Source organism: Arthrobacter sp. NPDC089319 (assembly GCF_040684925.1).
Lineage (GTDB): Bacteria > Actinomycetota > Actinomycetes > Actinomycetales > Micrococcaceae > Crystallibacter.
On record NZ_JBFBGZ010000019.1, the window covers coordinates 1 to 21,877 of the forward strand.

A 21,877-nucleotide genomic window follows, 5' to 3' on the forward strand; every position below is an offset into this window, starting at 1 on the left:
GGCTTTGCGGGCCCATGCGTAACAGGTCATCGGGTTCAATTTGAGTGCCCGGGCCGCGGCTGTGACACTTCCAAGCCGGTCAAGCTCCCTGAAAAACCCTTCCTTTTCCTCCTGCGTGTACTTTCCTTGTTTCGAGGGCTTCTCGCCTAAAGACGACACGGTCGTTGCAACTCCCAAAGTCAGGGTGTTGCAACGACCGCTAGAGGACGCCCGGTGGACGCCGCCGTCGGTCAGTGTGGACCGCCCTCAAGCGGAGTGCTCAGGCGAAGGGCCGCGACGCCTGGTCCAAGGCGGAAACTTCCTCGGCGGTCAGATCCACGTCCGCGGCAGCCATCAGCTCCGGCAGCTGCTGAGGCGTCCGGGCGCTGGCCAGCGGCGCGGTGATGCCCGGTTTGCTGAGCAGCCAGGCGAGCGCCGCCGTCGTGATGGAGATCCCACGGGAGGAGGCGATGGTCTCCACGGCATCCACCACCGCGAAGCCTTTGGCGGTGAGGTAGTCCCCCACCATGCCGCCGCGCGGGCTAGCCTCGGCGTCGTCGGTGCTGTGGTACTTGCCGGTCAGAAAGCCTGCGGCCAATGAGAGGTAGGGGAAGACCGAGAGATGGTGCTCCCGGGCCAGCGGCGCGTAACCCTGCTCGTAACCCTTACGGGCCACCAGGTTGTAGTGCGGCTGCAGCGCCACCGGCAGCGCGAAGCCATTTTGCTGGGCGATGCTGATCCACTCAGCGATCCGCTCCGGAGACAGGTTGGACAGCCCGATCTGGCGGACCTTGCCCTCCTTCACCAAAGCGTCAAAGGCTGCGGCCGCCTCGATCAGCGGCGTGCCCTCGTCGTCATGATGGGCGTAGTAAAGGTCAATATGGTCCGTGCCCAGCCGCTGCAGCGAAGCCTCCGCGGCGGCAGCGATGTTCACCGCCGAGAGGCCCTGAAGCTCCGGGTGTCCACCGACTTTGGTAGCAATGACCACCGAATCACGGTTCTTCCGCTCGGCCATCCAGCGGCCAATGATGTACTCGGACTCACCGCCGGTGTTTCCCGGAACCCAGGAGGAGTAACTGTCCGCGGTGTCGATGAAGTTGCCGCCGGCATCGGCGAAGGCATCCAGTACCTGCTGCGAGCCGGGCTCATCGGAGGTCCAGCCGAAGGTGTTGCCGCCCAAAGCGAGCGGGAAAATCTTGAGGTCCGAAGTGCCGATCAAGCGCATCGAGAGTCCTTTCGAAGGGAAGGGCAGCGGATCTTCGCCCGCCGCTACAGCCTTAAAGGATAGTGCGGCGGCTGCCGCTCCGGTCGCGAATGAGAGCGCAGTCACGTGCAAAACGTCACGATTGGCGACCCGGCTCTCCAGTTCGGCCGCCAATTCCACCGGCGGCAGGCCTCCGGCTTGCCTGTCCGTGCAACCTAGACTTAAACCATGGCTGACTTGCTGACACCCCAGCAGCGCAGCGCCAATATGGCCAAGATCCGCGGCAAGAACACCAAACCGGAGTTGCTGGTCCGGAGGCTGCTGCATGCCAGAGGCTACCGCTATCGCCTGCATGGCAGCGCCGGGGGCCAGAAGCTGCCGGGCAAACCGGATCTGGTGTTCGCGGGGCGCCGCAAGGTCATCTTCGTCAACGGCTGCTTCTGGCACGCCCACGACTGCAGAGTCGGCCAGCATGCGCCGAAGTCCAACGCCGAGTTCTGGGACGCCAAACGCACTCGCACGGCCGCCCGGGACAAAATCCAGCAGGCGGCGCTGCAGGAGGCGGGCTGGCAGGTCCTCACCGTGTGGGAGTGCGAATTCAAGAAGGTTGGCGATCTGGCCGCCCTCGAGGACCGGTTGGTGGAGTTTTTAGACTGAACCGGCCGGGCGACCGGATACCGGGCCAGTTCCGGCCTCCGTCGCAAAAAGCGCCTCGCCCGGTGGCCACCAGGGCGAGGTGCTCCGTCGTCGTTATTTTCTGCGCGGCCCGCCGACGACCGCGTCATGTTGGCCGGTGGCCGTCTCGTACTGCCCGCCGCCCGTGGGCCGGGCGCCGCCGGTGGGCCGGGCGCCGTCGACCACCGGAAGCGAACCGGTCAGCACCGGTCCGGCGCCACCGACCATGCCGGGTTCCACCGGGCTGGCGGTGGTCGGTTTGATGTCGATCGTGCGGCGCAGCGGCCGTTCCTTGATGAACAGCACTGCAATCAGCGCCACAACCGCGATGACGGCGGACAGTTGGAAGATCAGGGCCGTGCCGTCCCCATAGGCCGACCGCATGATCTCTGCGGCCGCGGGAGGCAGGGCCGCGAAGTCCAGCGTGGCACCGGCACCGTCTCCGGAGACCGGGATGCCCGCGTCCCGCATGCCGGCGGTGGCCAGGGTATTGACCCGGCCGGCGAGCACGGCGCCGAGCACCGAGACGCCGATGGCGCCGCCGAAGGAGCGGAAGAACGCCACGGAGGCGCTGGCCGCGCCGATGTCCTTGGCCCGCACGGTGTTCTGCACGCCGAGCACCAGGTTCTGCATCAGCAGGCCCATGCCCATGCCGAGCAGCAGCAGGAAGATGCCGGCCAGCCAGAACGACGTTTGATGGTCCATCATGCCGGCCAGGCCGGTTCCGCTGATCACCAGAATGGCCCCGATAACCAGAAAGCGCTTCCACTTGCCATAGCGGGTAATCAGCTGCCCGGAGACTGTGGCACCGAGCAGGTTGCCCGCAACCATGGGCAGCATCAGCAAGCCGGCTTCGGTCGGCGTCGCCCCGCGGGCCACTTGGAAGTACTGGCCGACGAACGTGGCGGAGCCGAACATCGCCACACCCACGGAGATGGAAGCGATGATGGACAGCGCGGTGGTGCGCTCGGTGATGATCTTCAGCGGGATGATCGGCTGGGCAGCCTTGGACTCCACCCACACCAACACCACCAGAAGCAGGACACCGATGCCCACCATCAGCGCACTGGTCCCGGAGAGCCACGCGTAGTGGCCGGGCTGGCCGGCGAAGGAGACCCAGATCAGCAGGATCGACACGCCCGCCGTCAGCAGCACCGAACCGAGCCAGTCGATCTTCACGTGGCGGCGCACGTGGCTCAGCTTCAACGTCTTCTGCAGCACGAGCAGGGCGATCACGGCCAGCGGGACGCAGACAAAGAAGGTCCAGCGCCAGCCCAACGGGCTGTCCACAATGAAGCCGCCCAGCAGCGGACCACCGGCTGTTGCCACGGCCATGACGGCACCCATGTAGCCGGCGTAGCGTCCGCGTTCGCGCGGCGGGATGACGGTGCCGATGATGGCTTGGACCAGCGCGGTCAGGCCGCCCATCGCAATACCTTGGACCACCCGCGCGGTCAGCAACGTGGTCATGTCCGGGGCAAATCCAGCCAGCACGGAACCGGCCACAAAGATGACAATGGAGAGCTGTACCAGCAGCTTCTTGTTGTACAGATCGGCGAATTTGCCCCAGATCGGAGTGGTGGCGGCATTCGCCAGCAACGCCGCGGTGACCACCCAGGCGAAATCGGTCTGGGTACCGTGCAGCTCGGCGATGATGGTGGGCAGCGCGTTGCCCACAATCGTGCTGGAGAGCATCGCGGTGAACAGGGCTGCGAGCAGGCCGGTGAGGACCTGCAGGATCTGCTTGTGGCTCATCAGGTCGCCGTCGGAGGAGGTCCGCTTGGCGGGTGCCTGTTCGGCATTTGTCCGTTCGGCGGGAGAGTTGCCCGGCAGCGTGCGCTCCTTGAGCAGCACGTCCGAGGCCTGGCTTGGTTCAGTGGATTCGTTCAACGGGTCAGACTCCTGCGGGATCGTAGCGGTGGGTTCCCGGCTTCGTTGACAGGATCGAGGTGTGGAGGGCCTCGGCCAGGCGGCCGACGGCGGTGATGGCGGCTTGGGCTTCGCCCTCTGACCAGTCGCCAAGCATGCCCTGCATGAGGGAAGCCCGGCGGATCGCCTCGGCCCGCATGCTGGCTTCGCCGGCCTCGGACAGCGAGATCAGCGACGCCCTGCCGTCGTCGGGATGCGGTCTCCGCATCACGAAACCTGTCGCCTCAAGGTCCGCGATGTGCCGGCTGAGGGCCGCCGGACCGATGCCCAGCTTGGCCGCCAGCTCGGTGGCCCGGAGCTCCCCCGCTTCGCCGATGATCCGCATTACGCCCTGCAGCGCGAAGCCCGGGCCGGACGGATCCGCCATGTGGTGCGTCGCGGCACGCAGGGACCGCTGCAGGGAAAAAACGCAGGCCACAAGCTCTTGGGCGGTTTCGGTTTCGACAGCCACGGCACACCTCATTCTTATACTTGCCTAAAGCAACTATAACTCCCACTAGTTGTCTTGGCAAACTAAATGAAGGGGATCTGGCGCACACCCTCACCGCATCGAAGAGTCAGCAGCCGGCCTTCTCGGGTCTGAGAAGGCCGGCTGCTGATACCTCAATTGGGCTGCCGGACCGCCCCACGCCGGCCCTGCCGCGGGTCAGTTGTCCAGATGCGTGGGCGCGAACATCTTGAGCAGGGTCTCCACGACGACGACGTTCGGGCCCTCGGCGGCGAAACTCTCCTCGAGCGCAGTGCGGATACCCTCGGGCGCTACCCGCCGGGCGGGCACGCCAAAGGACTCGGCTAAGGCGACGAAGTCGGGCCGGGCCAACTCCGTGGCCGTGGCCTGGCCGAATGCGCCTTCCATGTACTCGCGCAGGATGCCATAACCGCCGTCGTCCACTATCAGCCAGGTCACCGGCAGGTTGTGCTGGCGCACGGTGGCCAGTTCGCTGATCGAGTACATGGCCGACCCGTCGCCGGAGACGGCCAGCACCCGGGCCGACTTTCCCTGGCTGGCCAGGCCCACGCTGCCGCCGAGGGCGCCGGGGAAACCGAACCCGAGGCCGCCGGCACCCTGGGCGGAATGGAACTGGCCCTGGCGCGAGTCCCAGCAACTCCAGGCCCAGTAGGCCGAAATGGTCATGTCCCAGAAGGTCTGCATGGCGTCCGGGACGGCCGCGCGGATATCGGCCATGAAGGCCCGCTCCTTGGCCAGGTCCTGGCTGTCCAGCCGGGCCTGAACCTTGGCCAGCGTGTCCTTGACCAGCTGCTCGGGGGTCTGACCGTGCCAGTCCGGCCGGTTCCGCGGCTCGCCGGAGAGGGCGTCGTCGAGGGCGTGCAGCGCCTGGCCGGCGTCGGCGCGGATGCCCAGCGCCGGACCGTTGGACTCGAGCACGCGCGGTTCGGCGTCGATCTGGATGATCCGGCCGCGCGGTTCCATGGTGAAGTAGTTGCTGGTCACCTCGCCCAGCGACGAACCCACCACCACCAGGACGTCGGCCTCTTCAAGGACGTCGGTGACATACCGGTCCTCCACCCAGGACTGCAGCGACAGTTCGTGATTCCACGGGAACGCACCGTTGCCGCCCGGAGAGCAGACCACCGGAGCGTGCAGTTTCTTCGCAATGGAGAGCAACCATGGTTCGGCTTTACCCCGGCGGGCGCCGCCGCCGGCGATGATCGCCGGGCGCTTGGCTTCGGTGAGCCAACGCACCGCTTCCTTGACCAGTTCGGTCCGCGGCGGGTTGTCGAACGCTTCGGCCAGCGCATCCTCCACCGGCGGCACCATGATGGGATCCAGCAGGACATTCTGCGGCACCTCCACCCAGACCGGCCCCTGCGGCGAGGAGATGGCCTCGGTCCAGGCATCCTGGATGGCGGACGGAATGCCGGAGGCGTGCTGGATCAGCCGCTGGCTCTTAGTGACATTTGCGGCCGAGGCCTTCTGGTCGTCGAGTTGGTGCAGCATGCCCTTGCGGCGGGCGCCGAGGCCTTCCAACGGGATCTGGCTGGCGATCACCACCATCGGCACCCCCGTGGCGTAGGCTTCCTGCAGCCCGGCCAGCGAGGTCAGCGCACCGGGGCCCGTGGAGAGGAACAGCACGCCAACATCGCCGGTGGCACGGGAGAACCCGTCGGCGGCAAAAGCCGAGTTGTTCTCCACTCGGGAGGAGACGAAATGAAGCGGCGACCTGGACAAAGCGTCAAACAGGCCCAAGGCATGCTGCCCCGGAATGCCGAACACCGTCGTCGCGCCCAAAGCACTGAGAGTTTCGACGACGAGGTCCCCGCCGTTGCGCACGGCCGGTTTGGAAGGCCCGGCGTGGGCCGCGCCGGCGCCGGGAAGGGCCCCGCTCTTCGGTGCCGTCATTCGAAGGACTCCTGATCCGACTCGATGTCCTGCGGCTGCGACGGCCGCGGGGCCGCCAGCGCCTGCGCGTCGTAACCATTGCGGGAGCCGCCGCCTACGGCGTTGTCGGCCATCAAAGAGACGAGTTCGTAGGCCACATGGCTGCCGGCCACCCCGGTGATTTCGGCGTGATCGTACGCCGGCGCCACTTCCACCACATCGGCGCCGATGATGTTCATGCCGCGGAAGCCGCGGATGATTTCCAGCAGTTCGCGGCTGCTGATGCCGCCGGCTTCCGGGGTGCCAGTGCCGGGCGCATGGGCCGGGTCCAGCACATCGATGTCGATGGAGATATAGAGCGGGGTGTCGCCGATCCGGTCGCGCAGCTTGGCCACTACTTCCCGGACACCTTGGTAGTAGACGTCGGCGCTGGTGACGATGCCGAAGCCGAAGCGGTGGTCGTCGTCGAGGTCCTTCTTGCCGTAAAGCGGGCCTCGGGTGCCCACATGGCAGATGGATTCGGTATCCAGGATGCCTTCCTCCACCGCGCGGCGGAACGGCGTGCCGTGCGTGTATTCGGCGCCGAAGTAGGTGTCCCAGGTGTCCAAGTGCGCATCGAAGTGCAGCATGGCCACCGGTCCGCCGGCGCGCTCGGCAGCCGCCCGCAGCAGCGGCAGGGCAATGGTGTGGTCGCCGCCAATCGTGACCAGCTTGGTGCCAGCGGCGGTCAGGTCCAGCGCGTTCTGCTGGATGGTTTCGATGGCCTCGTTGATGTTGAACGGGTTGACGGCCATGTCACCGGCGTCCGCCACCTGGACCGCTTCGAACGGGCTGAGGTCCCAGGCAGGGTTATACGGGCGCAGCAGCCGCGAGGCCTCGCGCACATGGTTGGCGCCAAAGCGGGCACCCGGGCGATAGGAAACGCCCGAATCGAAGGGAACACCGACGACGGCGATGTCCGCCTGTTGTACTTGGTCCAAGCGGGGCAGCCGGGCGAAGGTGGCGGCGCCGGCGTAGCGCGGAATCCGGGATGAGTCGATCGGGCCGAGGTGGCCGTTGGCTTCAACACGAAGCTCTTCCATGGTTCTCCTTCGATGCGGCCGACGGCGCGGGATGCGCGGCGCCGCCCGGCGCGGGGCAAGGTTGCCCTATGTGCAACATCTGTTGCCTAAGATGGTATTTGTGGCACCGGTAACAGTCAAGGTTGCCGGTGCGGTGCGCGCGGTTCGGGCGTACACGCCGGCGCGCACCATGCGACGGCACAGCGCAGCGGTCAGCGGACCGCCGGCGCAGCGCAGCGGTCAGCGGACCGCCGGCGCAGCGAGTCAACGAGCCACCGGCGCAGCGCGGCGGGTCAGGACTGGCTCGTGCAGCGCCAACTAACGGGCCGCGGCGGGAACCAGCGTCCAGGTGACGATGGCCTCTTCGTCGGTCTCGTTGACCCAGGTGTGTGGCTCGCGGCCGGAAAAGGAAATGGTGTCGCCCGCGGCAAGCTCGTAGCGTTCGGACGTGAAAACCAGCGTGATGCGGCCGGCAATCACATGCAGGACATCCACGTCGCAGTCCACCGCGTAGAGGTCGGTTTCGCCACGGCCTCGCGGCGCGATCACGGCGCGGATGATCTGGAGCCGGCGCTCGTGCCTGGCGGTCAGCAGTTCCTCCTTGATACCTTCGCCGCCCAGGCTGATCCGCGGCCCCTGCCCTGCGCGCGTGAGGTGCGTTTCCGGCATGGAGAATAGGTCGCCGATGGAGATGGACAGCACCTGGCACAAGGTGACGAGCGACGCGACCGACGGCGAGGTCAGGTCCCGCTCCACCCGGCTGAGGAAGCCCTTGGTGAGCCCCGTAGAGTCCGCCACCTGCTCGATGGTCATCCGCTGCCCTTGGCGGGCTGCACGGATCCGAGACCCGATGGCCACCGGGTCATTGCTGGGTTCGACGGGCAGTGCCTTCACGAGACATCCTTCTCGGGCCGAGGTGGTGGGAGCAGGTAGGCAGCGACCGGGATAGGCCGGCGCCGCGGGCGGCCGAAGTCGACGTGCCGCAGACCACAAATAGCTTAACACTCAACACTTGTTGCCTGCTGGGCAAGTAGGGGTCTTTCCGCCGTTACGGTGTTCTCCGCTCGATGCCTTGCCGGACCGCCCGGGCCTATCCACGGCGCTGGCTCGCGAGCCTAAGATCGTGGTGTGGACATCGAGGAAACCATCCTTCCGGGCGTCGGCATCCGCTACGACTTCACCGCCAATTCCGGGGTCAGGCTCGCTCTGGTCATTGACCGGGAGGGCGGGGCCGACCTGTTCACGTTCGGCGAGGACGATCCGGACCGGGCGGTCAGCCGCCTCCAGCTGGAACCGGAAGAAGCCTCACAGCTCGCAGAACTTCTCGGCGCCCCGCGGATAACCCAGCGCTTCGCCCAGCTCTCCAAGGAAATCCCGGGGCTGGAAACCAGACGCATTACCGTTGGACCGGATTCGCCCTACGCGGGCCACCCCCTGGGCGACACCAAGGCCAGAACACGGACGGGCTGCTCCATTGTGGCGGTCATCCGCGGCGAATCCGTGATCACCGCGCCGACTCCACAGCAGCGCCTGCTGTCCCACGACGTCCTCATCGTTGTGGGCGGAGCCGACGGGCTGTCCGCGGTTGAAGAACTGATCAGTCCACCGCCAACTGGATAGCCGTGGGCCGCCGTGCAGCATCTCTCGCTTCTGCTCATCGAACTGGGGATACTGTTCGCCGTCCTCTCCGGGCTCGGTCTACTCGCGCACCGGCTCGGCCTTTCACCGATTCCGTTCTACCTGCTGTCCGGGCTGCTCTTCGGCGAGGGCCGGCTGCTGCCGGTGAACGCGGCGGGCCCCTTCGTGGAGGCCGGCGCGGAGATCGGCGTCATTCTCTTGCTGCTCCTGCTCGGACTCGAATTCTCGGCGACCGAACTGATGCACAGCCTCCAACGGCACCGAAGCTCGGGCTTGGTGGATTTCCTGCTGAACGCAGTTCCCGGGTTCCTTTTCGGGCTGCTGCTGGGACTGCCTTGGCAGGCGGCTCTGGCCCTGAGCGGGGTCATCTGGGTGTCGTCGTCGGGCATCATCGCGCGGCTGCTCGATGATCTCGGACGCTTGGGGAACAGGGAAACTCCGGCGGTCCTGTCGGTGCTGGTGCTTGAGGACATTGCGATGGCCTTATACCTGCCGATGCTGGTGGTGTTTCTCTCCGGCGGCGGGGCCTGGCAGGCAGCTGGCGGCGTGGCTCTGGCGCTTGGCGCGGTCTCCCTGATCCTGGCCGCGGCGCACAAGGCGGGGCACAGGGTGGGGCGCCTGCTCGCCCACCCGCAGGACGAACAAGTCATGCTGCGGCTGCTGGGCATTGCGCTGGTGGTGGCCGGGATCGCCGAAGGGGTAGGAGCCGGAGCGGCCGTCGGTTCCTTCTTGGTCGGTATCGCGATTCCGCAGAGTTTCGCGGACCGCGCACGGCAGATCCTCAGCCCCTTACGTGACCTGTTCGCGGCGTTTTTCTTCCTCACCTTTGGCTTGTCGATCAGCCTGGCCGACGTCGTGCCGGTCCTGCCTGCGGTGCTGCTGTTGGCGGTTGTCACCACCGCCACCAAGATCGGCAGCGGCTGGTATGCGGCAGGGAAGGAGGGAGTCCACCTCCGCGGACGGTTACGGGCGGGGGCCGCGCTGACGACCCGTGGCGAGTTTTCCGTGATCATAGCCGGGCTGGCGGTTTCAGCCGGCTACACGACGGTCGGCCCCCTCGCTGCAGCCTACGTCCTGATTCTGGCAGTGGCCGGCCCCGTCCTGACCCGATTCATAGACAGCTGGACTGACCCGAACCGACGCAAACGCCCGACCTAAGACCCCGAGGCCCCGTCACCGGCTGAGAGGCCTGCTCCCCCCGACCAGCTACAATGGAGGTTGCGAAGGGGAGTAGCTCCACCGCCCGCGCTGCTTGCGCGCAAGGGCGTGGAGGCCTGTCGACATACTGGCCAGCATGAGCGGCCCGGCAGTCCACCTGGGCGCACGAAAAGGCACGACCTGATCCTGCGCATAGGCGAGCGAGACCTTCGGTCAGTTGATTGTTAACTGACCGGAGATCCTCGAACCGTCTCCGGTCCGAATCAGGAGCAGCGTGACAACGAGCCCCGATCCAGCCGGCCCCACCCCTCTGGACCCCCACTCCGACGGCCAAGCAACGCCGTCGAAATCCGACATCAGGCTATGGCGCCGCTATTTGGCCGACGAACGTGCCGAAGCCGCCATCTACCGTGACTTGGCCCAGCGCCGCGACGGCGAAGAACGCGAGATCCTGCTCGCCCTGGCCGAGGCGGAAGGCCGGCACGAAAAGCACTGGCGCGACCTGCTGGGCGAGCACGGCGACCAAAGGCTCCGTCCGTCGTTCCGCCGCACCGTGCTGCGTTTCCTGGCCCGCCGCTTCGGCTCGGTGTTCGTGTTGGCCCTGGCACAACGGGCCGAAAGCCGCTCCCCGTACGCCACCGAACCCGCCGCCACCGAGGCCATGGCCGCCGACGAACTGATCCACGAAGAGGTCATCCGCGGCCTGGCCACCCGCGGCCGGGCACGGCTCTCCGGCAACTTCCGAGCCGCGGTCTTCGGCGCCAACGACGGCTTGGTCTCCAACCTGGCGTTGATCATGGGCATCGGAGCCACCGGCGTATCGAGCGGGTTCATCCTGTTCAGCGGCTTCGCCGGACTGCTGGCCGGCGCGCTCTCCATGGGTGCCGGCGAATACGTGTCAGTCCGCTCCCAGCGGGAACTGCTCTCCGCCACCCGGCCCACCCAGATCACGCTGCAGGCGGCACCGGACCTAGACCTGAAGGCCAATGAGCTGGTGCTGGTGTACCGCGCCCGCGGCATGACCTTGGAAGCGGCCGAGCACCGCGCCGCCGAACGAATGGGCTATCTGGACTGCGACTGCGATCCGAGCCTGTCGCTGCAAGCGCCGGAGTCCTACGCGAACGACTATCAGGAGATCGGCACCGGCTGGAATGCCGCCGTGTCCAGCTTCCTGTTCTTCTCCTCCGGCGCGCTGATCCCGATCCTGCCGTACATCTTCGGCCTGCAGGGCACAGCAGCCGTGGTGGTCGCACTGATACTGGTCGGCCTGGCGCTCCTGGTGACCGGTGGAATCGTTGGATTGCTCTCCGGTGCTTCACCGGTCAGGCGTGCCCTGCGGCAACTGGCGATCGGTTTCGGCGCCGCGCTGGCCACCTACCTGTTGGGCTCGTTGTTCGGCACCGGCGCAGCCTGACACCTCGGCCCCGGCCGGCCAGTTCATCTGCCGGCCACCTGGCAGACACCTACCGTTTGTCCCAAGGCTTGGTTACTCTGAGGCGAGCGGGGCAACGAGGCTCCCGCTGTCCGCCAAGCGAGGGGGACCATGGGCTGGCCGCCGACAGACGGCCCGGGCGAGGCGCCGGGTCCCAGCTGGCCCGCGCCCAGATCCCGGACCGGACGGGTGCCGCAGTGGGCCCAGGCCGATTCCGACGGACGCCAGCGCCCTGATGCCGCCACGGAACAGCCGGATGTCTGGGTCAACCCGACCGCGCGGCAGGGCCCGGTTCCGTGGCAGCAGCCCGTCCGGCCACTGCCGTCGGCGCGGCACATCTCGGTCACGCGGCCGGAGCTGAAGCCCAGCGGCGGTCCGTCACCGTTCGGCAAGCTGATGCTGCTTGCCGCCATCGCTGCCTTGGTGGCTTGGGCCTTCGTCTGGCTTGCCCAGCCGCGGTTCGCATCGGCGGTGCAACCCAGCGGGGCGGCCCACGCTGCCCCGTTCGACGGCGGATCCACGGCCGAGGGCTTGGGCCACGGCGGGTTTCCGCCGTCGGGCGTGGACATCGCGGAGGCACCGCTGGGCATTCCCGCGCCGCTGAACGAGGAGAGCAATTCGTATCGCTTCCTCGCCTCACCGACAGCGGGGCAGGACTACATCGCGTACGACCCCTGCCGTCCGATCCGTTACGTGGTCCGTACGACGGACTCCCCCGCCGGCGGCGCGGATCTGGTCCAGCAGGCGGTGCAACGCGTTTCCGATGCCACCGGCCTGCAGTTCATCTACGAGGGCACCACCACGGAGCGGCCCACCGAGCGACGCCCCTCCTACCAGCCCGACCGCTACGGCGAGCGCTGGGCTCCGGTGCTGATTGCCTGGTCCGATCCCGAACACAGCCCCGCGCTGGCCGGCCCGACCATTGGGCTGGGCGGAAGCGGCTGGGCCTCACGGGGTGGGGTTTCCGCGTATGTCTCCGGCCAGATAGAACTGGACACCCCGCAGTTCCGTCAGTTGCTCGGCTCCCCCGCCGGCAAAAATTCCGCCCGGGCCATCATCATGCACGAGCTGGGCCACCTGATTGGACTGGACCACGTCGATGACCCCAACCAACTGATGTATGCACAGGCGTCCCACGACATCCTGGAATTTGCCGACGGGGACCTCTCCGGCCTCTCCTTGCTGGGCCAGGGCGAGTGTGTTCCCGAGCTTTAGGACGTCGCTAGAGGACGTTGAGGGCCTGGTGCACGGTCTTCTATAGCCGCGGCCCCCAGGCTGCCGGAGCGGCTCCGCGGGACGGGTACTCCGAGCGGGCCGCCACTGCCGGAGCGGCGGCACGCTGCGAGACGGATGCTACCGGCGGCCTGCTTCGGCTCCGCGCAGGTCCGTGTTCGCCGGATGGTTGCCCTCGGTCTCGGCGGTGATCATCACGTTCCCCTCCGATATGGCCTCCGGCATGACATCGGGTTCCAGGGTCGTGGCCAGCGGCTTTTCCACCACGAACAGGCAGAGCACGGTGGCGGCCAGGGCCAGCGGGACCATGTAGAGGAACAGCGGCATCAAGGCTTCGTTGTAGGACGCGACGATGACGTCATGCACGGGTGCCGGGAGGTGCTCCACCATGTCCGGCGTCAGCGCGTTTCCGCCGCCGGTGGCTGCGACCGCGGCGGACGGCAGCCGGTCGGTCAGCAGGTCGACCAGGCGTTGGGCGAACAGGCTGCCTACGACGGCCGAACCGAGCGTGGCGCCGATCTGGCGGAAGAAGTTGTTGGCCGCCGTCGCTGTGCCCACCTGCCGCAGCGGGAAGGAGTTCTGCACAATGAGCACCAGAATCTGCATGTTCAGGCCCAGGCCAAGACCAAGCAGCCCCAGGTAGACGCAGAGCACCCAGACACCGGTATCCGCGTGAACAAAGCTCATCAGCAGCAGGGCAACCGCCACTATCGCGGAGCCAGCCACCGGCATCCACTTGTAGCGGCCGGTTTTGGACACCAGGACGCCGGAGATCATTGAGGAGGCCAGCAGCGCAGCCATCATCGGAATCATCAGCAGGCCGGCTGCGGTCGCAGTTACCCCGGTAGCCATCTGGAAGTAGGTGGGCATGTAGCCGAGCGCGCCGAACATGGCCACGGAGACAAACAGGCCCGCGATGGTGGTCATGATGAAATTGCGGTCGCGGAACATGGACATGGGAATGATGGGTTCGGCCGTCTTGCGCTCCACCAGCACAAACCCGACGGCGGCCAGCACGGTCCCGGCGATCAGCCCGATCATCATCGGATCCGACCAGGCATAGGTACTCCCGCCCCAACTGCTCACTAGGACCAGTCCGGTGGTGGCGGCAGCCATCAGCAGCATGCCCCAGAAATCCAGCTTCGGCCGCACCGTGACCGGCCGCGACTTCAGGAAGAACAGCGCGCCAACCAGTGCCAAGGCGCCCACGGGGAGATTGATCCAGAAAGCCCAGCGCCAACCCGGCCCCTCAGTGAACCAGCCGCCCAGCAGCGGGCCCACCACGGAAGCGAACGCGAAGACGCCGCCCATCGCGCCCATGTACTTGCCGCGCTCCCGTGCCGGGACCACGTCGGCGATGATGGCCTGCGACAGGATCATCAACCCGCCGCCACCCAGGCCCTGGACCACGCGGGAGGCAATCAGCCAGCCCATGTCCGGGGCCAGGGCACCGATCACGGAGCCGATCAAGAACACGATGATCGCGCCGACCAGCAGATACTTACGCCCGATCTGGTCGCCCAGCTTGCCGTAAATCGGCATCATGATGGTGGCCGCCAAAATGTAGGCGGTGATCACCCAGAGCATCAGGTTGGCGCCGTTCAGTTCACCCACGATGGTGGGCAATGCGGTTGCCAAAATGGTCTGGTTCAGGGCGGCCAGCAACATGGCCATCATCAGCGCAACGAACACCAGCAGCAGGTTGCCATGGCTGTGGCCATGCTGACCCGGCTGGGACGGTGCGGATGCCGCGGGGCGCTGTTGCGCCTGCAGGCTCTCTTTCTTCATTCGGATTCCTTCAGGACTGCGCGCAGCAGGGCCAAGCTATGCTCGAGCGCCTCGGTCTGCGATTCCAGGGTGGGTTGGGACATGGTCTTTTGAATGGCAAAGCGAAGCGCCGTGCCTGCCGTTAGCACGAGCATGCGGGCGGTGTCTTCGGTGGTGTACTGCCCACCGACGGGATGCGCGGCCAGAATCCGTTCAGCGTCCGCGAGCCGGTCGGACCCGGCGAGCAGTTCGGAGACAGCGGTGGTTACCAACTGCTCCACCTTGACCACGTACTGGACGCGGCGGTGCAGCAGGTGCGGATACTTCTGCATGATTCGGTGGCGGATCGCATCGTCTCCACCTTGAATGGAACGGGTTACCGCCAGCATCAGCTTGCCGACTTCGTCCAGCAGGTTGGCGTGGACGTCGAATCTGGACAACATGGCTTCGTCGAGCACCGGCTCACGAAGGCCTAGCACCGCGTCCTCCTTGCACGGGAAGTAATTGAAAAACGTGCGCGGGGAAACCCCGGCGGCGTCGGCTACCCCGTCCACCGTGACGCTCTCAATTCCGTCTTCCAGCGCCACCTCGGCTGCGGCATCATGCAGCGCGGCCCAGCACTCGGCGCGCTTACGCTCACGCAAGGAATTTAGTTGACTCACCGAACCAGTGTGCCAGCGCGAGAAAACATTCACAAGTGCAAACTTGCACTCCTGCAAAAACCTAGACGAACATCACACCGCTAGCGGGGCCACGGCATGAGGCGAGAGGTATCGCTGACGAATGCGCCGGACGGGCCGCTGTCGGAAAGTGACGGCAGTCCATAAGCGCGCACCACCCAACCAGAAACGTGCTCAGTGGGATGGGCAGGTTTCATAAGCGCGCATCACCCACCGAGGAACGCGGGTGTTTCAGGGGTTGGGTGGCTTTCACAAGCGCGCATCGCCGAACGGGCTACATAGGTCAGCCCAGCGGTCGGAGGGACGGGTGGTTTCCATAAGCCCGCATCGCCGAGCGAGGAAGGCCAGGGCGGCAGGGTCCCCGCGTGGCGACGGAGTCGACACGAAAGGGTCCGCCGTGGCCGCTAAGCGCGTTGGAAATTACCCATCCCGAAGCCGAAAACTACCGCAACACCACAGTCCGGTTTCCGTGCAAAATCACACGTCCCTCGCAGTGCCACTTCACCGCATTCGTCAGCGCCTTGCACTCCGTATCGCGGCCGGCGGCCACCAGATCCTCGGGACCGAACGTATGGTCCACCTCCACCGTCTGCTGGGCGATGATCGGGCCCTCGTCGAGTTCGGCGTTGACGTAGTGGGCGGTGGCGCCGACGGTTTTGACGCCCTTTTCATACGCCTGGTGGTAGGGCTTGGCGCCCTTGAAGCTCGGCAGGAATGAATGGTGGATGTTGATGGTGCGCCCGGTCAGCTCGCGGCTGAGGTGGTCGCTGAGCACCTGCATGTAGCGGGCCAACACCACCAACTCCACGTCGTGCGCGTCGATCAACTCAAGCAGTTCGGCTTCGGCGGCAGGTTTGGTATCCGGGGTGACCGGCACATGGTGGTACGGGATGTTGTGCCATTCCACCAGGCCCTTGTGGTCCAGATGGTTGGAGACGACGGCGACGATCTCCACCGGCAGCTCCCCCATTCGGGAGCGGAACAGCAGGTCGTTGAGGCAGTGCCCGAACTTGGACACCATCACCAGCACCCGCCGCTTGCGGCCCTTGGGCTCCAGCTGCCAAGACATGCCGTATTTCTCGGCCAGCGGCGCAAAGGCCGCGCGCAACTCCTCGGTGGATGTGGCCCCGCCGCTCTGCCCGGCGAAGTCCGTGCGCATGAAGAAATGCCCGGACCGCCGGTCGTCAAACTGCGTAAGCTCCTGGATGGTCTGCCCGTACTCCACCAGGAAGCCGGAGACGGCATGCACCAGGCCCAGCCGCTCGGGGCAGTCAAGCGTCAGGATGTGCTCATTGTGGATCGACATGGTGTTCCCGTTCTGATCAGCATTCAACGACGTTCACCGCCAGCCCGCCGCGGGACGTCTCCTTATATTTGGCTTTCATGTCCGCGCCGGTATCGCGCATGGTCTTGATCGCCATGTCCAGGGATACCCGGTGGTCGCCGTCGCCGGCGAGCGCCAGCCGCGCGGCATTGATCGCCTTCACGCTGGCAATCGCATTTCGCTCGATGCAGGGAATCTGCACCAGCCCGCCCACCGGATCGCAGGTGAGGCCCAGGTTGTGCTCAATGCCCACCTCTGCAGCATTCTCCACCTGCTCGGGGGTCCCGCCCAGCACCGCACACAGGGCACCGGCGGCCATCGAACAGGCCGACCCGACCTCGCCCTGGCAGCCGACTTCGGCCCCGGAGATCGAGGCGTTGGTCTTGAACAGGATGCCGATGGCGGCCGCGGTGAGCAGGAAGTCCACCACCGCGTCGTCGTCGGCGCCGGGCACGAACCTGGTGAAGTAGTGCAACACGGCGGGCAGGATTCCGGCCGCGCCGTTGGTGGGCGCGGTGACAATCCGGCCACCGGAGGCGTTCTCCTCATTGACCGCGAGCGCGTACAGGTTCACCCATTCCATCGCCCACAGCGGGTCCGCGTCCGGCGTGCCCTCCGCGGCACGCGCCGCCTCGGCGGCGCGCAGCCTCCGCCGCAATCCCGGAGCACGACGGCGGACCAACAGTGAGCCGGGCAGCCTCTCCTCGGTGCGGGTGCAGCCGTTTTCGACGCATTCCTGCATCACGGCCCAGATCCGCAGCAGCGCGGCCCGAAGTTCTGCCTCGGTCCGCCAGGTGAGCTCGTTGGCCAGCATCACGCCGGCAATGGACGTCCCGGCCTCGCGGCAGCGGGTCAGCAATTCGGCGCCGCTGCTGAACGGATACGGAATTTGACCCTCCACAGCACCAGGCACGGTGGCGCCGGCCGCTTCGGCGGAAGTGTCCGCGTCGGTCGCACCGGTCGCGCCGGTGGCATCCGTCGCCTCGCTGGTGTCGGTCGCGCCGGCCGCTTGCTCGGCCTCCTCTGCCGGCACAACGAATCCGCCGCCCACCGAATAATAGGAGGATTCGCGCAGCGGCGAGCCCCCGGCGTCGTACGCGGTGAAGGTCATCCCATTAGGGTGGGCTGGCAGCGAGCGGCGGCGGTGCAGCACCACGTCCGCCGCCGGGTCGAACTCCACCGGGTGGATTCCGGCCAACTGCAACTTCCGGCCCGCCGCAGCCTCCGCCACCTGAGCATCAGCGGCATCCGGGTCCACGGATTCAGGGTCCTCTCCCTGCAGGCCCAGGACCACCGCTTTGTCCGAACCATGCCCGACGCCGGTGGCACCGAGCGAGCCGAACAGTTCGGCTTTGACCCGGGACACCGACTCCAGCAGCCCGTCCTCGGCCAGCGACTCGGCGAACTGCCGAGCCGCCCGCATCGGACCCACCGTGTGCGACGACGACGGTCCGATCCCGATGGAGAACAGGTCCAGCGCGCTCAGTGCCATCTCAATCAACCTCGGGCGCAGCAAACTCCGTCATCGCGTCCAGCAGCCACCGGGCGGTGAAGTCGGCGAACGATGCACGGGGCATGATCCGGTAGACCGGGCCGCCGTCACGCTCTGCGGTCTGCCACAGCAACACCGGCACCGTGGCCAACTGTGTGCTGATCGCCGTGCCGGGACCGAAGACGCGGGGATGCAGGTCCGCATGGCAGCCCTTTTCCAGCACCAACCGGGCCGACGGTCCGGACAGCTCCAGCGTGGTGCGGTTGGCGGACAGGTCGACGACGGCGCCCGGCTCAGCGCCGAGTGCGGCAGCCAGATCCGCGCCGGCTGTCGCGCCGTCCGGGGCGACCAACAGGTACTCGTCCGGGCCCAGCCAGAGCACCGCGGTGCCCTCCGGATCGCCGGTGACCTGGCCAACCTTGGTGGGCAACGGGACTCCGGCTGCGGCCTCCAACGAGGCCGAGGTGGCCGAGCCGGGCTCGGCGCGCAGGCCCACCATGGTCAGGAACGGGACTTCGCGCAGCGCCACGGCGCGCTCCCCCGCCACCTGGCCGCCGCGGATGGCTTCGGTCAAGTGGGCCAGCGGGCTGCGCCGCAGGTGCACCGGCTCGCCGGCCCGCGTTTGCTTGTGTTCGGACTGTTCCATCAGCTGCTCAGCCATCTCGGCGGCTTCCTTCCGGGTCGAAGAGTACTGTGTCTGCCACGGTGACCTCCACCAGTTTCCCGTCCAGCGGGGCCAGCAGAGTTTCGCCGATGCGGTCGCGGCCGTTCTTGATCAGCGCCAAGCCGAAGGTGCGGCCCAGGGCCACGCTGCGGTAGCTGGAGGTCACATGGCCCTCCATCGGGACCGGAGCCTCGGCGGGAGCGATCCGGGTGCCCTGTTTGACCAGCTGCGACCCCTCGGGCAGCAGCACGTCCTGGTCCACCGGGAGCACCCCGACCAATTGCTTGCGGTCGGCGCGCACGTTGTCGGCCCGGCTGTAGGAGCGGTTGCCCACAAAGTCCTTGGCCTTGGAGACGATCCATTCCATGCCGGCGTCCTGCGGGGTCACGGTGCCGTCGGTGTCCTGGCCCACGATGATGAAGCCCTTTTCGGCGCGCAGCACGTGCATGGTTTCGGTGCCGTAGGGCGTGATGCCGAACTCGGCGCCGGCTTCGGCCACCGCGTCCCACACCACCCGGCCGTACCAGGCGTCCACGTTGATTTCGAAGGCCAGTTCGCCGGAGAAAGAGATCCGGCAGATCCGCGCCGGGATACCGTTGGCCAGCGTGACGTCGCGGAAGTCCATGAAGGCGAAGGCCTCGTTGGAGACATCCAGGTCCGGCGCCAGCTTGGCCACCACCGCCCGAGACTTCGGCCCGACAACTGCCACAGTAGCGAACTGCTCGGTGACCGAGGTGCAGACCACATCCAGTTCCGGCCACTCGGTCTGCAGCCATTCTTCGAACCAGTCCAGCACCTTCGCCGCACCGCCAGTGGTGGTGGTGAGCAAGAACCGGTCCTCGGCCAGGCGCATCACGGTGCCGTCGTCGAAGATCATCCCGTCCGGCGTGCACATCACGCCGTAGCGGCATTTGCCCACCTTCAGCTTGGTGTAGCCGTTGGTGTAGATCCGGTTCAGGAACTCGGCCGCGTCCTTGCCGCGGACCTCGATCTTGCCCAGCGTGGTGGCGTCCATAAAGCCCACCGAGGAGCGCACCGCGGCGCATTCGCGCAGCACTGCGGTCTCCATATCCTCGCCGGGCTTCGGGAAGAACCACGGCCGCTTCCACTGGCCAACGTCCTCGAACTCCGCCCCGCTGGCCAGATGCCACTCCTGCATCGGGGTCAGCCGCGCCGGATCGAACAGCTCGCCGCGCTTGCGGCCGGCAAGCGCCACGAAGGCCACCGGTGTGTACGGCGCGCGGTACGTGGTGGTGCCGATCGAGCCAATGTCGCCGCTCTTCAGCGCATGCCCGATCACGCCGATCACGTTCACGCCGGAAGTCTTGCCCTGCTCGTCGCCGGTGGAGATGGAGGTGTAGCGCTTGACATGCTCCACGCTGCGCATGCCGGCTCCGGTCGCCCGCAGCACGTCGGCCACGGTCTGGTCCCGGTGCAGGTCCACGAAGTGGTTGCGCCAATCAGGCTCTCCGCCGTCCTGGACCATGGCCGGCACCAGCCACAGTTGGCGGAAGTTGCCCGCTGCGGCCTTCTTCTCTGCGGCGGAAAGAACGACGGCGGCGCCCGGCTCGGCGCGATGCCTCGCCTGCGTCCCGGCTGCCGGGAAGCCGGCGGCCTGGGCTGCCGCACGGCCGGCGGCCGCACCTTCCAGCACGCAGTGCGCGGTATCGAAGGTGCCGTTCAGCGCACCGGCCACCTGCTGGCCCGCCACCGGAGCAACCGGCACAAACGCGGCAAGCTCCTCGTCCCAGCGGGACTTGCCCTGGCGCTGGCTGTGCAGGTGGATGGTCGGCGTCCAGCCGCCGGAGACGGCCAGCAGATCGCACTCGATCCGCCGGGTCGCGCCGACGGGGGCACCGCCGTCGTCAATGGCGCTGACTGTGACCGCGGAGATCCGGCCGCCGTCGGCGGCCTCCGTGTCCACCACGGCGGAACCGGTGATGACCTCGACGCCCGCGGCGCGGGCCGCAGCCGCCTTGGCGGACAGCTCGGCGCGGGCGTCCACCACGGCGGAGACCGCGATGCCCGCGGCGCGCAGGTCCGCCACGGCGTCGTACACGCTGTCGTTGGTGGTGAAGAAGACCGATGCGCTGCCCGGGGCCACGGCGTACCGGTTGAGGTAGCTGCGTACCGCGCCGGCCAGCATGATGCCGGGCCGGTCGTTGTTGGCGAAGGTGACCGGCCGCTCCAAGGACCCCGGGGCGAGCACAATCTGCTGGGCCCGGATGTGCCAGAGCCGGCTGCGCGAGACACCTTCCGGAGCGTCGCTCAGGTGGTCGGTACGGCGCTGGCTGGCCAGCAGGTAGTTGGAGTCATAGCTGCCGAAGGCCACGGTGCGGCGCAGCAGCGTGCAGTCTTCGGCCGCTTCGAGTTCGGCCAGCACCTCCGCGGTCCACTCGGCTGTCGGCTTGCCCTCGATCAGCTGGCCGGGTGCTGACAGCAGCGAGCCGCCGAAATCGATGTCCTGCTCCATCAGGATCACCCGGCCGCCGCCGCGGACTGCCTCACGGGCGGCCGACAGGCCAGCCGGGCCGGAGCCGACGATCACCACGTCGGCGTGGACGTATTTCTTGTCGTAGCGGGCGGTGTCGTCGCGCGGATCCAGCGTGCCCAGCCCGGACAGGTAGCGGGCCTGCAGGCCGGCGCGCAGTTCCACCGTGGTGGCGGTCAGCATGGACTCGTCCACCGGGTTGGCCGGGCCGGAGGCGGAGACGTGGATCAGCGCATTGGCCTCTTCCACGCCGGCGCTCATGATGCCGCGCGGGCGGTCCAGGTACATGGAGTTCCCGCAGCGGATCACGCCGTTGGCCAGTAGCGCGCTGGCCACGGTGTCGCCGCGGTAGCCGGTGTAGGCGGTGCCGTCCACGGTGAAGCTCAGCGGGGATCCGCGGTCGATGCGGCCGCCGTCGGCCAGGCGGTGGGTCTGGGTGGTGCTCACTTCGCGGCTCCTTCCGGTGCGGTGGCGGTTGGGGTGGCGGTTGCCGGGGCGGCACTTGCCGGGGCGGCGAGCGCGGCCAGGTCGGGCTGCGGTTCGCCGGCCTTGTAGACGGCCTTGATTTCGTAGCTGACGGTGTCCCGGACGGCATTGAACCAGCGCCGGCAGCCGCCGGCGTGGGACCACCGCTCGGCGAAAAGGCCCTTGCGGTTTTCCCGGTAGAACAAGTACTGGGCCCATTCCTTGTCGCTCAGCGCGTGCGGGTCGGCGGGGTAGGCCACATGCGCCTGGCCACCGTAGTGGTATTCGGTTTCGTCGCGTGGCCCGCAGTAGGGGCATTCGATCAGGATCATCGAGGAAGTCCT

General features: G+C 67.2%; 18 protein-coding genes. 5 read left to right on the top strand and 13 right to left on the bottom strand.

Annotated elements, in window-relative coordinates:
- Positions 1-259: 259 nt before the first annotated feature.
- Complete coding sequence (locus AB0N75_RS18120; protein ID WP_364652336.1) at positions 260-1,204, bottom strand: aldo/keto reductase; 945 nt, start codon at positions 1,202-1,204, stop codon at positions 260-262.
- A 207-nt stretch (positions 1,205-1,411) separates the two neighbouring features.
- Here AB0N75_RS18120 and AB0N75_RS18125 point away from each other — a divergent pair, with 207 nt between their 5' ends.
- Positions 1,412-1,840 carry a very short patch repair endonuclease gene (locus AB0N75_RS18125; protein WP_364652337.1) on the top strand — a complete coding sequence of 143 codons (429 nt, stop codon included), beginning with the start codon at positions 1,412-1,414 and terminating at the stop codon, positions 1,838-1,840.
- Positions 1,841-1,933: 93 nt separating this feature from the next.
- Here the strand turns inward: AB0N75_RS18125 and AB0N75_RS18130 are convergent, their stop codons facing one another.
- From AB0N75_RS18130 to AB0N75_RS18150, 5 genes are all read right to left on the bottom strand, one after another.
- On the bottom strand, positions 1,934-3,613 hold the full coding sequence (locus tag AB0N75_RS18130; protein ID WP_364652358.1) for an MFS transporter: 1,680 nt from the start codon (positions 3,611-3,613) through the stop codon (positions 1,934-1,936).
- A gap of 139 nt (positions 3,614-3,752) precedes the next feature.
- On the bottom strand, positions 3,753-4,238 hold the full coding sequence (locus AB0N75_RS18135) for a MarR family transcriptional regulator (RefSeq protein ID WP_364652338.1): 486 nt from the start codon (positions 4,236-4,238) through the stop codon (positions 3,753-3,755).
- Positions 4,239-4,433: 195 nt separating this feature from the next.
- Positions 4,434-6,149: a thiamine pyrophosphate-binding protein gene (locus AB0N75_RS18140; RefSeq protein WP_364652339.1), complete on the bottom strand. Its 1,716-nt coding sequence runs from the start codon at positions 6,147-6,149 to the stop codon at positions 4,434-4,436.
- Positions 6,146-7,210 carry an agmatinase gene (gene speB, locus AB0N75_RS18145; protein ID WP_364652340.1) on the bottom strand — a complete coding sequence of 355 codons (1,065 nt, stop codon included), beginning with the start codon at positions 7,208-7,210 and terminating at the stop codon, positions 6,146-6,148. The genes AB0N75_RS18140 and speB overlap by 4 nt, the downstream gene beginning before the upstream one ends.
- Positions 7,211-7,507: 297 nt before the next feature.
- Positions 7,508-8,083 carry a helix-turn-helix domain-containing protein gene (locus AB0N75_RS18150; RefSeq protein WP_364652341.1) on the bottom strand — a complete coding sequence of 192 codons (576 nt, stop codon included), beginning with the start codon at positions 8,081-8,083 and terminating at the stop codon, positions 7,508-7,510.
- A gap of 234 nt (positions 8,084-8,317) precedes the next feature.
- Here AB0N75_RS18150 and AB0N75_RS18155 point away from each other — a divergent pair, with 234 nt between their 5' ends.
- From AB0N75_RS18155 to AB0N75_RS18170, 4 genes are all read left to right on the top strand, one after another.
- The gene (locus AB0N75_RS18155; RefSeq protein ID WP_364652342.1) at positions 8,318-8,809 is read left to right on the top strand and encodes a cation:proton antiporter regulatory subunit; all 492 of its coding nucleotides are present in this window, start codon (positions 8,318-8,320) and stop codon (positions 8,807-8,809) included.
- A 12-nt stretch (positions 8,810-8,821) separates the two neighbouring features.
- Entirely contained in the window at positions 8,822-9,985 is a 1,164-nt protein-coding gene (locus AB0N75_RS18160; RefSeq protein ID WP_364652343.1) for a cation:proton antiporter, read from the top strand.
- Between the two features lie 310 nt (positions 9,986-10,295).
- Positions 10,296-11,399, top strand: coding sequence for a VIT1/CCC1 transporter family protein (locus AB0N75_RS18165; RefSeq protein WP_364652359.1), 1,104 nt, complete (start codon positions 10,296-10,298; stop codon positions 11,397-11,399).
- Positions 11,400-11,528: 129 nt separating this feature from the next.
- Complete coding sequence (locus AB0N75_RS18170; protein WP_364652344.1) at positions 11,529-12,632, top strand: matrixin family metalloprotease; 1,104 nt, start codon at positions 11,529-11,531, stop codon at positions 12,630-12,632.
- A 138-nt stretch (positions 12,633-12,770) separates the two neighbouring features.
- Here the strand turns inward: AB0N75_RS18170 and AB0N75_RS18175 are convergent, their stop codons facing one another.
- The 7 genes from AB0N75_RS18175 to AB0N75_RS18205 all read right to left on the bottom strand — a co-directional run bounded on the left by AB0N75_RS18175 (position 12,771) and on the right by AB0N75_RS18205 (position 21,865).
- Positions 12,771-14,438: an MDR family MFS transporter gene (locus AB0N75_RS18175; RefSeq protein ID WP_364652345.1), complete on the bottom strand. Its 1,668-nt coding sequence runs from the start codon at positions 14,436-14,438 to the stop codon at positions 12,771-12,773.
- Complete coding sequence (locus AB0N75_RS18180) at positions 14,435-15,061, bottom strand: TetR family transcriptional regulator (protein WP_364652346.1); 627 nt, start codon at positions 15,059-15,061, stop codon at positions 14,435-14,437. Before AB0N75_RS18180 ends, AB0N75_RS18175 begins: the two co-directional genes overlap by 4 nt.
- A gap of 478 nt (positions 15,062-15,539) precedes the next feature.
- The gene (gene purU / locus AB0N75_RS18185; RefSeq protein WP_364652347.1) at positions 15,540-16,403 is read right to left on the bottom strand and encodes a formyltetrahydrofolate deformylase; all 864 of its coding nucleotides are present in this window, start codon (positions 16,401-16,403) and stop codon (positions 15,540-15,542) included.
- A 16-nt stretch (positions 16,404-16,419) separates the two neighbouring features.
- Entirely contained in the window at positions 16,420-17,913 is a 1,494-nt protein-coding gene (locus AB0N75_RS18190; protein WP_364652348.1) for an L-serine ammonia-lyase, read from the bottom strand.
- 1 nt (position 17,914) lies between these two features.
- Positions 17,915-18,574: a sarcosine oxidase subunit gamma family protein gene (locus tag AB0N75_RS18195; RefSeq protein ID WP_364652349.1), complete on the bottom strand. Its 660-nt coding sequence runs from the start codon at positions 18,572-18,574 to the stop codon at positions 17,915-17,917.
- Positions 18,567-21,515 carry a sarcosine oxidase subunit alpha family protein gene (locus tag AB0N75_RS18200; RefSeq protein WP_364652350.1) on the bottom strand — a complete coding sequence of 983 codons (2,949 nt, stop codon included), beginning with the start codon at positions 21,513-21,515 and terminating at the stop codon, positions 18,567-18,569. The genes AB0N75_RS18195 and AB0N75_RS18200 overlap by 8 nt, the downstream gene beginning before the upstream one ends.
- Positions 21,512-21,865 carry a sarcosine oxidase subunit delta gene (locus tag AB0N75_RS18205; protein ID WP_364652351.1) on the bottom strand — a complete coding sequence of 118 codons (354 nt, stop codon included), beginning with the start codon at positions 21,863-21,865 and terminating at the stop codon, positions 21,512-21,514. The genes AB0N75_RS18200 and AB0N75_RS18205 overlap by 4 nt, the downstream gene beginning before the upstream one ends.
- Positions 21,866-21,877 lie beyond the last annotated feature (12 nt).